This window comes from Alkalicoccus luteus (genome assembly GCF_012034335.1).
Lineage (GTDB): Bacteria > Bacillota > Bacilli > Bacillales > Salisediminibacteriaceae > Alkalicoccus > Alkalicoccus luteus_A.
On sequence record NZ_JAATHJ010000015.1, the window covers coordinates 13,409 to 26,855 of the forward strand.

Below are 13,447 nucleotides of genomic sequence, written 5' to 3' on the forward strand. Positions count from 1 at the left end.
TCCTCCTCATCTAGTAGGTTATCTATATTTTCCCTCGGTTATTATAGCACAAACTGGATTTGGATATTTTTTCTTGATCAGGAAGAAGCTGATTTTGTGCCAGGAGGGGCGGGGCCGATTCTCTGCAGCTGCGTTGAAATAATAATGTCGCGGTCGCGTTTGAAAACTTTCTGCACTGTTTTGATAAAATATTCGCTATAGCGAACGGAAGTTGATAACCGTAACAAGTTTCCGCCTGCGTATAATAAGTTTAGCGTCGAGTTTGAAAGGTTTGCTCCGCGATTTGATAACATCAGCCGTCATCGTGAAAACTTTCCTCCTCCCTTTCATTAGGGAGCTGTCCAGATACATTCTCAAAACGATTGACCAGTCCCCGTGAAAATTCAAAAAAGGAGCCTCCAAAGCTGGAGGCTCCCCGCTGCGATTATTCCACTGCCTGTCGCACTTCCTCGATCATGCCGCTCACTGACGTCAGTCCGCCTGCAGAAATGTACCAGTACTCCGTATTCAGGTAGACGATGCTGTCATTTTCAGCTGCCTGCGTCTGGTTAATGATATCGTTATTCAGCACCTCATCTGCGCTGTCTTCCTCTTCACCGCCGACTACCGCGCCGCGGTCAAGTACGAACAGAATATCCGGATTTGTTTCCAGCACATATTCAAATGAGACGTTCTGCCCGTGATTGGCATCATCGATTCCTTCATCTGCCGGTGTAATCTCAAACTCGTTGTGAAGAAGGCCGAACCGGGATCCAGGACCGTAGGCGCTGAGTGAGCCCTCGCTCGTCATCACCATCAGCCCGCTCCCATTAAAGTCTGTTTGCTGCAGCTCATCAAGCTGCTGCTGCACGTCTGTAAGCGCTGATGCAGCTTCGTCTTCCTTCGCAAATATGTCGCCAAGTAGCGTTACTTGCTCTTCAAACGATTCGATGTAGTTATCCTGGTCAACGCCCATCATGACGGTCGGTGCAATCTCACTGAGTTCATCGTATGCTTCTGCCGTGCGTCCGCCGATCAGAATCAGGTCCGGCTCCATCGCATAAATCGCTTCGAAGTCCGGCTCAAACAACGTTCCGGCATTTTCGTATGCCTCGCTTTCATAGTCCGACAGGTATGATGGGACATTTCCCTGCGGGAGTGCGACCGGCTCCTCGCCGAGTACGTCCATCGTATCGAGCACGCCGAAATCAAAGACAACGACGCTTTCCGGATTCACCGGTACTTCCGTTTCGCCAAGATCATGGGTTACCGTGATGCTTTCTGCTTCATCTCCGGCGTTTGCATCGTTCACTTCCTCTGTTTCGTTCTGGCCGTTGTTTCCCGCCGCTTCTGCGTTGTCCGTCTGGTTTGCGTCTCCTTCTCCTGTGCAGGCTGCGAGCAGCAGTGCTCCTGCAAATAGAGATGCCGTTGTTCGTTTTTTCATGATCCATTCCTCCAGTTATATTATGAAAAGTAGACGCATATTTTCTGATTGTTGATTTCCTGCACTTGAAAATCCATATCATAGATGCTTTTCAAGTGTTCCGGGTGAATCACTTCCCACGTGCGGCCTTCCTTTACCACACGACCTTCCTTCATCGCCACAATGTAGTCGGAATAGCAGGAAGCGAAGTTAATATCGTGCACGACAAGCACCACTGTCTTCCCAAGCTCATCCACGAGCGAGCGCAGTACTTTCATCACCTGCACAGAATGCCGCATGTCGAGATTGTTTAACGGCTCATCCAGTAAAATATAGTCGGTATCCTGTGCGAGAATCATGGCGATAAAGGCCCGCTGACGCTGTCCTCCGCTCAGCTGGTCCAGGTACTTCTCCTTCATTTCCTCCAGCTCGGTAAACGCGATCGAATCTGAAACAACTTTTCGATCCTCCTCATTCAGCCTCCCTTTCGAATAGGGAAAGCGACCGAAGGAGACAAGGTCCTGAACAGACAGGCGCACGTTCATCTCATTTGTCTGCTTGAGGATCGACATCTTTTGTGCCAGCTCTTTTTCTGCAAAGTTCTCCATCGGCATGCCGTCAATCGAAACAGAGCCGCCGTCTCGTTTCAGCAGTCTGCTGACCATCGAGAGAAGCGTGCTTTTCCCCGCTCCGTTCGGGCCGATAAACGTCGTCATCGTTCCTTTCTGAATCGATGCCGTCACGTTGTCGACGACCGGTGTATCTCCGTACTGTTTAATGAGTGACTCCGCTGCGATCATGCTTTCCTCTCCTTTAGGATCAGCCAGAGAAAGTAAACTCCGCCGATAAAGTTAATGATGACGCTGAGCGTTGTGGAGAACGTGAAGACGTGCTCCACGACGATTTGTCCGAGAATCAGCGCTCCCATTCCTGTCAGCATACCGGCAGGCAGCAGCCACCGGTGCTCGTGCGTACGCATCATTTCATAGGTGACGTTTGCGACAAGCAGCCCGAGAAACATGATCGGTCCGACAAGCGCTGTTGCGATGGAAATGAGTGCGGCGACGAGAATGAGAAGCCTCCGTACGATCCGGTCATAGGCCACACCTAAATTGACCGCGTGATCTTTGCCGAGCGCGAGGACATCGAGATAATCACGCCAGCGCCAGCCAATGAACGCCAGGCCTGCAAATGCGGTGCCGGTAAGAAGAAGCAGATCCGTCTGTACTCGCTGAAAACTAGCAAACATACGGTTTTGAACGTTTTGAAATTCGTTTGGATCCATCAGCACCTGCATAAACGTCGAGAGACTGGAGAAAAACGTACCGAGCACAAAGCCGACGAGCAGCAGGAAGTAGAGCTGACGCTTCTCTCCTTGAAAGAGCAGCTTGTAAAACAGAAATGAAAAACCGATCATCGCCGCAGTTGAGAGCAGAAAGTTGATGTTTCCCTGCACCATGATGTAGCTGAGCGAGCCAAAAACGAAAATAATAAACGTTTGAATCAGCAGGTACAGCGAATCCAGTCCGATAATGTTCGGAGTCAAAATCCGGTTGCCCGTGATCGTCTGAAACACGATTGTTGAATAGGCGATTGCGGCGCCGGTCAATGCGAATGCAGCGAGCATCCGACCCCTTCTCGGCAGCACATATTCCCAGTTTCCGTCCGCTCCGATCATCAGGAAGAGGATAGAGAGAACCGCTACCAGGCTCGCTATCAGCATTAATTTCCACTTAGAGTCCATAGCGGTGCCTCCTTAACAGAAGATAAAGGAAGAGCCCGCTGCCGATCACGCCGACAGTCAGTCCGATCGGAATCTCATACGGATAAATAATCGTTCTTCCGAACAAATCACAGATGAGAACAAAAACAGCTCCAAACAGTGCCGTATACGGCAAATTTTTGCGCATATGATCTCCCCGGAAAATCGAGACGATGTTCGGCACGATCAAGCCAAGAAAGGGAATCATACCGACTGTCAAAACAATCAGGGAAGTCATCACTGCCGTCAGCACGAGGCCGAGGTTAATGACGGTCCGATATGACAGCCCGACATTTTTAGCAAAGGATTCTCCCATACCGGCAACGGTGATGCGGTCTGCGTACAGATATGTAAACGCGACAATTGGAATTACAAGCCAGAGCAGCTCATACTGCCCGCTGATCACCGTGGCGAAATTTCCCTGCAGCCACGCGGACATGTTTTGAATGAGATCATAGCGATAGGCAAAAAATGTCGTAATCGAGCCGAGAATATTTCCGAACATAAGACCGACGAGCGGAATGAAAATTTTATCCTTTACTTTGACCCGCTCTAAAATAAACATGAAGATAAAGGTTCCTGCGACTGCAAACGATACGGCAACAGAAATCCGGACGAGTGACGAGGCACCGGCAAAGCCGATCATCGACACCAGAATACCGAGCCGGGCTGCGTCCATCGTTCCCGCAGTCGTTGGTGATACAAATTTATTCTGGGTCAATTGCTGCATGACGAGCCCGGCAATCGCCATGCCCGCTCCTGCCATCACAATAGCCACGAGCCTCGGGAAACGGCTCGACCAGAAAATCTGCTTCTGCTCCTCTGTCATCTGTCCAAGATCGAAAAGCGACAGGGAACTGACGCCGACAAACAAACTTGCAAAGGAGAGGGCACACAGAAGCAGAATCACATAACGCAATCTCATGGTGCTCCTCCTGACAGGCTGCCTGAACAGCCCTGATGCATTTCCGCGGAAAACACATTTTGATAATGAGATTCATTCTCAATGACTAGTCATCGATTATCTTACTCCCGACTTACAAAAAGTGCAAGCAAAATCCGGAAAATAGTCAGATGAGTCGTGACTGGTTTGTGACACAAATGTCATTTCAGCGCGTTTTAAAGTGCATAAAACGCATGAACATGCAAATCGATTGAACAGATAAAATCTTCGTAAATTGCATGACTATTAGTAGCTTATACACTAAAAAACAACTTCAATTTATACACTATCTCATTCAGTTTTTTCATGAAAAGCGTAATAGTTTCGACTTGTGGTTTTTTTCACTTTACTTGATAAAAAGGGGGTGCACTATCCGATCGTGATGAGAATCAGAGTGGTTTTTAGCACCTTGCAGCTTACCAGCAAAAACACCGCCCGCTTTTTCAAAGCGAACGGCGTTACGTATGATTTTGGCTATACCTGCTGCTTTTGCAGCAGTTCATGAAAGGCTCCGTTCTGTTCTCTCGCGAGCGTCTGGTAGCCTCCCTGCTGAATGACCCGACCGCCTTCCAATACGAGCACCTGGTCCGCGTGTCGAATCGTGGATAAACGGTGCGCTATAACAATAACCGTCATGCGGCCGCGCATGTTTTCCAGCGCCTGCTGGATTTTCTGCTCGTTGTCGGAGTCGAGTGCGCTCGTGGCCTCATCCAGAATCAATACCGGGGTCTGCCGCAGAATCGCCCGTGCCAGCACGAGCCGCTGCCTCTCCCCGCCGGAAAGCCGCACTCCGCGGTCGCCAAGCTCGGTATCTAGCCCGTCTGGCAGCTTCTGCACGAATTCATCGGCTGCGGCAAAGCGGAGCGCTTCCCACATCTCGAAATCTGTTACTTCTGTTTTTACAAGGCTGAGATTATTTCGAATAGTACCTTGAAAAATGTGAGGATCTTGTGAAACATAACTCATTTGAGGTCGCAGTGATAGCAAATAGTCACTACTTTTTTCTTCACCATCTACCACTATCATTCCTGCATTAGGTCTGTGTAAACCCATGAGTAAATCGATCAATGTACTTTTTCCCGCTCCTGATTTACCAACAATAGCTGTTGTTTGTTTAATAGGGAACTCGGCACTAACATGGCTCAACGCTTTTACATCTGTCCGACTATCATAGGAAAAGGAAACATCTCTTAATTCAATTAATGATTTTGGACTTAGCACACTGGCAATCAGTTTATTTTCAGCATTTGCATCGGCTTCTTTTTCTATTTTTCGCACCCTATAAAATGCCGGCATAAATGCTCCAATTTGTTCCATCGCATTTTGAATAGTGGTAACTCGAGGCCAAAGTCTGGAGAAAATTAAAACAATCAGTAAAAGTTGAGCTGCCTGAGCCTGAAAAAATTGCAGTGCTCCGAATATAAACAACGCTATGAGTACAGCTGATGTTACTTTATATCGAAAATAGGAAGATGACCGAAGCCGCAGAAAAGCCATTTGCTCATTGTTGATTGCTTGCGTGTGATTGTCATACCATTCTTGCTTTCTATCTTCTAATCCATTCACCTTGATTTCTTTTATGCCTGCTGCATTATCATTTAATCCAGCCATATATTGTTCTCCGAGCTCAAAATTCCGTTGTCCTAATTTAATGGATCTTCTGACAAATTTTTTGGAAAAAAACATCAGGATTACACCTGCTCCAAGTACAAAAAGTGTTATTCCAGGGGAAAGCCAGAAGGCTATTCCAATTTGGATAATAGTGAATAACGCCTGAGAGAACAATTGGAGCACAGCATTTGTACCAGAGCTTATCTTCCCTGTTTCTGTAAGAAGAATATGAACAATATCAGAACTTTTCTTTTGCAAGTGAAATCCCCAATCGGCTATCAAAATCTTTTCATGCAGCGTTGTTCTTACCTTGTGTAAAAAGCCGTATTGAATGGAAGCATGGCGAAGTTGTGTATACTTCTTTAACCATTGAACAACTAGCACCACAAACACATAGAAAGTAAGTATAAACAACAGCCTGTAGTTTTCAGGAATTTGCTGAATCCATTCAAATAAAAATTGAATTTGTCTGATGTCCATCGACATATCTAATACACCAATAAAATAAAGCAGAGGGATAATCATTAAAAGAGCTGCACCTTCAATCAAGCTCATCAAACCCATCAGACCCATGGTTCCATATAGCTTCATCCCCGCAAACTGATGAATTTGTTTAATAAAATATTGAACGTCTTTCACGATATCCCTCCTTTTCTCATTGGCTTTTCATCGTTTTCCTTAGAAACCATGTTAACGGTTTTCCAGGAAAGTATAGAGGCGTTAATAGTCTCGGTAGTGGGATCACATTGACATCCTCGGGGTATGGGTAAAAATGAGACAACCAGGTGACGACACGTTGCCTAATTGGCATAATCTGCTTCAAATAATGTTGATGATGATCTTGAATCCAATCAGGAAGTTTCCCGTCATGAAGATTGATTTGATGAGCAAGATAGATGTGTGTCTGATCAGCTAGAGAAACGGATTTTTCACTTGTTAATAAACCAGAAAATTCGTCAGGAACTTCCGTATTGAATATATCCTTACTTAATTTCAATGCAGAACCATAAACGTGTTCCGGCACAAATCCACCCCTATAGCTGAACGCTTGCCCGTATTTCAGAACCAGCATATGAATATCATAAAGCCATCGTAGTCTACTCCACCCGTGCCTTGCCCCATGCATAATTAAAAACTGAAACAAATGATCACTTCCAGGCATAAAAAAAGCATTTCCAGCTATGATTATCATTTCTCTTTGCTCCCACAACGCTTGAAATGAGGGTTCTTTTCCAGGACCAGGATGCAGGCGCCAGTGAAGTTCTACTTTTAAGCCTTCTTCGCTTATAAAAGTGGAATGATGATGCCGCCACTTCCAATCATTCAATCTACGTGAAAAATACACCTGCTCTTTATAACCGATTGCTTTTAATAGCTCTTCTGCACCTTCCAAATCTGATAAAGATACTAGCAGATCGATATCACTTGTACTGCGGAGAGAAAGGTCGCCGAATAATTTTTGTGACAAAAGGAGACCCTTTAAATGAAGAGCTTTAAGTTTGTTTTTATTAAAACAATCATTCAGCTTTACCATTTCTCTAATTAATTGAAAATGGTAGAAGGTAATTCTTGCAGCCTTCTTCTGAATTATACCCCTCCACTCTTCAGGTATCGGAAAGCTTTCTCTCTGCTCGATCTGCTGATTAAGAACTGGTATTAAACGATGATGATACGCTGCATTATATATACCTTGCCAATCTACCTCACGATGATTGAGGTGTTGATGGTTGATAATATTCAATAGATCTGCTGAGTTCCTATCCAATACACTTTGGTGAACTGACATTGCTGCTCCTCCTTTGCTCTCCTTCTAAGGCGTACGTAACAGCTGGAGTAAATTGGCTCCTTAATTCTCCTCCAGTAACAAAAATAGTTCCACTACGGAGCCATGCATGAGCTTCCAGATTTCCATCCTCATTTCTTGCCGTAGCTAGATAGAACGTTGAAGGATAGCCTCTTCTTTTGAGCATGTTAGAAGCTGCAAGTGCTTGAACAAGACACATACTTTCCCAAAATGTATATTTTGCTACAGTTTGAACTGCTCCCGAAACACGACGAATTTTATCGCGTTCCTCAGCGTCATAGACAGATAGAAGCGTTTCTGCCTGCGGTACACCAAGCTTTTTTTGCCACTGTGAGAAAGGGCGATGCTTTATAACTTTAGCAATAGCCAATTCAGCAAACGCTTCAGCGTATAGGAGCCTCATCCCATTTGAGTGAAAAATCAGCGTACTACATTTTCTCAGCATGTCAGTCCCCCCCGTACTTCCACAAGCTCTTCCTGAATCAAATGCTTTAAGAAAGCTTCTACCTCCTTATAACACTGCTGTACTTCAATATCATATTTCATTATCATGTCTGACGTGATTTCATCTACCGTCACCGGTTGCATTAATTTTTCCCAAATATCACCTCCTACAGAACCGATGTTATAATAACTCCCATTTTTCATATTAAACATTACTGTTTCACCATTCATTTTGCTTACAACATTACCCTTCTTTTGTAAGTACCATTTTTGATGAGTCATTGATCTCCCCCCCCTCCAACACTGTATCAATTAGTTGTTGAACCTGAGAAAATGTATCTTCATCATCAGGACGCTTCAACTGCCACATAGAAACTTTTTCAGCTATAGCTGAAGCATACTGAAAATGCCATTGTGGTGTCTGAATGTACGGTACTAGAAAGCCTCTATATGTTTGTCTAGCAACTAGAGGAAGCTTCTCTAAATTTATTACCTCCGTTATTTCACAAAAAGGAATGTGTTCTGTCTTTATTACCTCAATAATAATATCTAGCTTTTTTTCTTCTTTGGTAAATTTATCCTCGCATGGAACTGCAAATTTTGTTTTTCGATCAAAAAGAGGTAGATATTTTGACTGATCCATCTCTAATGTACTTAAACTCTTAGTCCATAGCTTTTGTTGGGCATAAGCCGGAATCACGATAACTTCACCTTTTGAATTGATTTTTACTGGAATTAAATCATCGCTTATTAACATTGCTCCTTTCTTTAAATAAGAGGCTGCCAAAGTCGATTTTCCAGCCCCGGAATTTCCCGTAAAAGCAATTGTTTTTCCCTGATACCAAACTACACTTCCATGTAATGTAAGCTGAGAACGCTGCATCAAAATGATCCCCATGCATGTTCCAAGTAAAAAAAGACGGACTTGATCCAGCTTACTATCTCTTAGCATCCCCACCCTGATCAAGCGCCCGCCTTCTATCGAAAAGACAGCTAGATCTTTTTCTAAAAACAGCACTTCGCTCTTGTTTATGACAAATTCCTCCGGATCACTGCTTTGTTCGCAGAATTCTTGTATAACAGAAGAATCGTGTACTATTGAAACATCTGTTCCTCCCCCTTGTGCAACCATTAGTTCCGGTAACGGTATTTCGGTTTCTATATTCAAGCTGAATGCTGCTTTTCTCTCTTTTTTAAAGATCACTGTCTTCCCTCCTTATCGGATAAGAATCCCGTCCGTTTTTCGGACGGGTCTTATGGATAACACTCTTATCAGCTACCTCCGTTTTCACCATCCCTAGGGCATGTAGGGTTTGGTTGCTGACTACTATTATTTGCCTCTGTACAATCTCCGAAAACGTCTGTGCCGCCTCCCATTGTTTGCGTGATGTCCAACTTTTCAATTACTGGCGTTTTCCATGCTTGTTTCATAGTTTCACCCCCTTTCGTTCCTTATTTACTACTAATCTATATAAAGTAAGCAATCGGATGAGGCTGACAAAGCGGAGCTTAATAAGCTCTTCCTGCCCTTCTGCATTCTCCAGCTCCTTTATATACTCATGTAAGAGGATGGTAGATGTCCACGAACGAATTAGAGGGTGATGAAGCATCTCCTTAAATTCGTTGATAAGATCATTCCATTCCTTTTCTAATCGCAAGATGGTATCAGCTGCCTGCATACCCCTTGAAAAATAATTAGTAATTATTTCAACAGGCAAGTACTCTTTCATTGACCTTCTTATTAGAGATCGATCTAGTCCATTTTTCCAAAATTGTTCTTCAGGAATTGCTAAGCAAAACTGGATGAGCCTTAAATCATTCGTAGGATCCCTATTCCAAACTCCCGTTTCAAGAGACATCTTTGTATCTAGAACACCGTTTTTATTCCAGGAACCATCATGAAGAAAATGATTGTTTCTTGATAAAGCGGGATTTTTCAAACCTCTTTCGGTTAAACCTATCGACGAGAGTTTTTCAACTGTTCTATGACAGGCTGCGAAATTTTTATCAATAATTGATTCGTATACTCCTTGTGAGAGCACTTCTTTTTTCAGTAAATATGGAAACATTTTTTTTCTGCCTGTTCTATAGTAATTACAAAATTGCTTTAATTCTTTATTCACTTTAATAAGCTTCCCTCGTTTTATTAATCTTCTGTATGCTGATAAATTGATTTCTAGAGACCCATGCGATATCGTAAAATTTCCTCTAGCCCCATTTAGCAGTACCTTAACTCCATCTTGCTTAGCTCGGTAGGTAACACCTTCAAGCCAAAACATGTTTGGTACAAATTTAAATGGAGTTTCTAATATGCTAATTTGATTATTAAGATTAGAGAGAAGAGACTGATCTTCAAATCGTAAAAATGTGGGTTTGATTTCTGGGTACAACTCTAAAAAGGATTGAATGTATTCGCTCTCATCAGGCACTAGTGACTTATCTGTCCAGTCTTGGAAATTATGTTTGGGAAGCACACTGTAACTGTAAAGCTTATCTTTAGCATTTCGTGCTGCAAAGGCTGTCACACTTGTAGAATCCAGCCCTCCACTTAAATACGTACCAATTTTACCGTTGGTTCGAAGTCTATCCCTCACTGCTCTCTCTAAAATGTTTCTGAACATTTCTTCGTATTGATCATCACTTTGAAACACAATTTGTTTTGTGAAATCAATCGCTGCATATTTTTTTATATTTATTGTTCCAGCCTTATACTCTAATGAGTGCGAAGGCGGGATTTGCTTAATATTCGTATAGATTGTTGAATCGACTGTTACAGCATCAAGAAATGTGGGAATAGCTATATATTCTGCTACCCAAGCCTCATTAATTTCAGGGTTTATATCAAAGGCTCTTAATAAAGGTTCCATTGTTGTACAAATAGTTAAGTAATCATCAGTATGTGAAAAATAGAGGGTTCTTGTACCAGAAAAATCTCTTGCTGCGAAGCAAACCTCTCTCTGACTATCCCAAATTATGAAGGCAAAATCTCCAATGAGTTTTTTTACGCATTTATTACCCCATTTTTTATAAGATTCCAATATGAGTTGAGTATCTGACATTAATTTAGAATGACTTGTTTTTATCCCTAAATCCTGTGATAATTCATATCGATTATCGATAATACAATCAGCGACAATCATATAGTTGTTTTGCAATAGAGGCAGGATTTCTCCCTCAGACTCTGGAGTAACCCATTGATGAGCACAAGAGAAGCCAGCTCTTCCATAATAAAGCTGATTTAATGCTTCATGCTGATAAGATTTTAGACATTCTGTCAATCGCTCAAGCGAATTGTTTAACTGTGGACTTTCAGATATTATCGCTGCTATAGCTCCCAAGTCTCCCGCCTCCAACTCGTGCGTTTTAACGAACAAAACGAATAAAATAAATGCAAACGCGTGCAAACACGTTCGCTTTAAAAAATCGATCAGTAACTAAATTCTTAATAACGAATAACTTATGTTCAATTTAGCACCATATACGGAAGCTGTCAACTAAATATTCAGAAAAAAGATTGTTGAAAATTCTCTTAAAAATGAACAGCCGTTCGTTTTATGAGCTATTTATCAAAAACGTTATAACGAACAAACATCCATGAAAAACGGTCTGAGCAGATTGGCTCAGACCGTTCACTCTCCTTTTACTGCTTATGCTCAACAATATAGTCGATATTCTGCTGCAGTCCTTCCACATCAATGCGTCCAAACGGGCCGCTTTGACGCTGCACGAACAGCAGCCTGTTTTCTTCATCTAACAGGAAGACTGCTGGCTCTCCATGGATTCCGTGATCGCTGTACATACTGTTCTCATCATCATGCTTGTACACACCGAAGTCCTGCAGCATTTGCATGTTTTCATCGGCAAGTATGGGAAATGGATAGTTGTGCTTATGCTGAAAGCCTTCCAGCTTTTCAAGCCTGTCGCTTGAGACAGCGGTAATCCACACGTTCTGATCAGACAGCTGTTTTTGACTTTCCTTCAGCTCCTGCAGTGATTTCTCGCACGCGGGACACCAGGAGCCGCGGAAGTAATAGATCAATCTCCAGCCCGGACGCACTTCTCTGTCCTTCTCAAGCTGATACGTCTCTCCTGTGACAGCCGGAAGTGCAATCTCCGGTGTATGATAGCCTACTAACAGATTTTCCATCCTTTCACCTCAGTGATTGTGGCGTGATGCTTTTTTTCCCGTTATCGGTCTCTTTTAATCACTGGCCCTTTATTTTTCCAGGCGACAAACGATGCCGTAAGCGGAAAAACCAGCATGAGAAGCAAAATTTCGTTATAGCTGCCAAATTGGTCAAACGCCAGTCCAAAGGGCAGTGGTCCGATCGCGGATGCTGTTACCGTCGCCGTCACACCGACTCCCTTCAGGCTTCCAAGGTGTGCGGTGCCGAAAAAATTCGGAATGATCAGCGCGAGACAGATGGTCCCGAAACCTGCTGCCGTTCCCCGCAGCAGACCAAACAGCACTGCCGAGGTGTAGCCTTCACCGGCAAGGAGTACGAGAACCGCTGAAGCTTCCGTCAGAAACGTAAGTGCAAAAACGGTTGGGAGCGGAAACCGGTCCAGGACGGCACCTGCCAGAAACGAGAGAGGAAAGGCCGTGAGCGCCACGAGACTTAAGACAAAGGAGGCCTCTCCTCTCGTCAGTCCCTGTTCTCCGAGAATCGATACCATATGAAACGTCAGCCCGGTGTTCACCATCGCCGGTACAGCAATGCAAAATATCACCGCCCAGAAGCTCGGCGAACGAAGTGCCTGCTGCAGCGTCAGGCCTGCATCAGCTATTGCGTTTCCGGCGCGTTCTGATTCCTTCCATGAAAGACCATCGACCTGAAGGCCATAGTCTCCTGGAGCATTTCGCACGAAAAGAATGACGAGAGGCAGATAGCAGACTAGCAGAATCGCTCCCCAGATCTGCCATGCTCCCTGCCAGCCTGCCCCGGCGATCAGCCAGACGTTGAGCGGCGGCAATACGGCAGCACTTAAAAATCCGCCAACCTCCATCAGTGCAAATGCTTTTCCTCGCTTTGCCGAAAACCATCTCGGCACGAGTGTGTTCGGAACCATTTCCATCAGTCCCTGCCCAAACAGCCGAATGAAAAAGAAGCCGAAAAACAGCATAACCGGCCCGAGCAGCAGGCTGTTAAACAAGCAGGCAAGACCCAGCAAAACTGCTGCACTGATTGATGCCTTCCGCTGGCCAAAGCGGTCGATCAAGCTGCCAAACCAGATCATCAGCGTTCCCGACAGCAGCGTTGCTCCTGCATACAGAGCCGATACGAGCGACCGGCTCCAGCCGAACTCTTCTATGTAGGCGTCAATAAAAATAGAAACCGAATACGTCTGACCAGGTCCGGATAAAAAGACGGCTGCTGCCGACATCATCACAATCACCCAGCCGTAATAGCCGGGTATGCTCCGCATCACCCGATCTGGTCTTTGCTGCATGCTGCACCCCCACCATTATTTCTGTTTACG

The 13,447-nt window shown here is 44.4% G+C and carries 13 protein-coding genes; all 13 read right to left on the minus strand.

The window, feature by feature from the left end:
* Window positions 1-424: 424 nt before the first annotated feature.
* Window positions 425-1,423 (minus strand): siderophore ABC transporter substrate-binding protein, encoded by a 999-nt coding sequence (locus HCN83_RS10640; RefSeq protein WP_168007080.1) that lies wholly within the window; start codon window positions 1,421-1,423, stop codon window positions 425-427.
* Window positions 1,424-1,443: 20 nt separating this feature from the next.
* Complete coding sequence (locus HCN83_RS10645) at window positions 1,444-2,202, minus strand: ABC transporter ATP-binding protein (RefSeq protein WP_168007081.1); 759 nt, start codon at window positions 2,200-2,202, stop codon at window positions 1,444-1,446.
* Entirely contained in the window at window positions 2,199-3,146 is a 948-nt protein-coding gene (locus HCN83_RS10650) for an iron chelate uptake ABC transporter family permease subunit (RefSeq protein ID WP_168007082.1), read from the minus strand. Before HCN83_RS10650 ends, HCN83_RS10645 begins: the two co-directional genes overlap by 4 nt.
* The gene (locus HCN83_RS10655; protein WP_168007083.1) at window positions 3,136-4,089 is read right to left on the minus strand and encodes an ABC transporter permease; all 954 of its coding nucleotides are present in this window, start codon (window positions 4,087-4,089) and stop codon (window positions 3,136-3,138) included. The genes HCN83_RS10650 and HCN83_RS10655 overlap by 11 nt, the downstream gene beginning before the upstream one ends.
* Window positions 4,090-4,581: 492 nt before the next feature.
* Window positions 4,582-6,357, minus strand: coding sequence for an ATP-binding cassette domain-containing protein (locus HCN83_RS10660; RefSeq protein ID WP_168007084.1), 1,776 nt, complete (start codon window positions 6,355-6,357; stop codon window positions 4,582-4,584).
* Window positions 6,358-6,373: 16 nt separating this feature from the next.
* On the minus strand, window positions 6,374-7,504 hold the full coding sequence (locus HCN83_RS10665) for a nucleotidyltransferase domain-containing protein (protein WP_168007085.1): 1,131 nt from the start codon (window positions 7,502-7,504) through the stop codon (window positions 6,374-6,376).
* Complete coding sequence (locus HCN83_RS10670; protein WP_168007087.1) at window positions 7,476-7,967, minus strand: lasso peptide biosynthesis B2 protein; 492 nt, start codon at window positions 7,965-7,967, stop codon at window positions 7,476-7,478. The genes HCN83_RS10665 and HCN83_RS10670 overlap by 29 nt, the downstream gene beginning before the upstream one ends.
* Window positions 7,961-8,248, minus strand: coding sequence for a lasso peptide biosynthesis PqqD family chaperone (locus tag HCN83_RS10675; protein ID WP_168007089.1), 288 nt, complete (start codon window positions 8,246-8,248; stop codon window positions 7,961-7,963). Before HCN83_RS10675 ends, HCN83_RS10670 begins: the two co-directional genes overlap by 7 nt.
* Entirely contained in the window at window positions 8,211-9,170 is a 960-nt protein-coding gene (locus HCN83_RS10680) for an aldolase (RefSeq protein ID WP_168007090.1), read from the minus strand. Before HCN83_RS10680 ends, HCN83_RS10675 begins: the two co-directional genes overlap by 38 nt.
* 68 nt (window positions 9,171-9,238) lie before the next feature.
* Window positions 9,239-9,397 carry a hypothetical protein gene (locus HCN83_RS10685; RefSeq protein WP_168007092.1) on the minus strand — a complete coding sequence of 53 codons (159 nt, stop codon included), beginning with the start codon at window positions 9,395-9,397 and terminating at the stop codon, window positions 9,239-9,241.
* Window positions 9,394-11,304 carry an asparagine synthase-related protein gene (locus HCN83_RS10690; protein WP_168007094.1) on the minus strand — a complete coding sequence of 637 codons (1,911 nt, stop codon included), beginning with the start codon at window positions 11,302-11,304 and terminating at the stop codon, window positions 9,394-9,396. The genes HCN83_RS10685 and HCN83_RS10690 overlap by 4 nt, the downstream gene beginning before the upstream one ends.
* 302 nt (window positions 11,305-11,606) lie before the next feature.
* Window positions 11,607-12,113, minus strand: a complete 507-nt coding sequence (locus HCN83_RS10695) for a peroxiredoxin family protein (protein ID WP_168007096.1) — start codon at window positions 12,111-12,113, stop codon at window positions 11,607-11,609.
* A 41-nt stretch (window positions 12,114-12,154) separates the two neighbouring features.
* The gene (locus HCN83_RS10700; protein WP_168007098.1) at window positions 12,155-13,417 is read right to left on the minus strand and encodes an MFS transporter; all 1,263 of its coding nucleotides are present in this window, start codon (window positions 13,415-13,417) and stop codon (window positions 12,155-12,157) included.
* Window positions 13,418-13,447 lie beyond the last annotated feature (30 nt).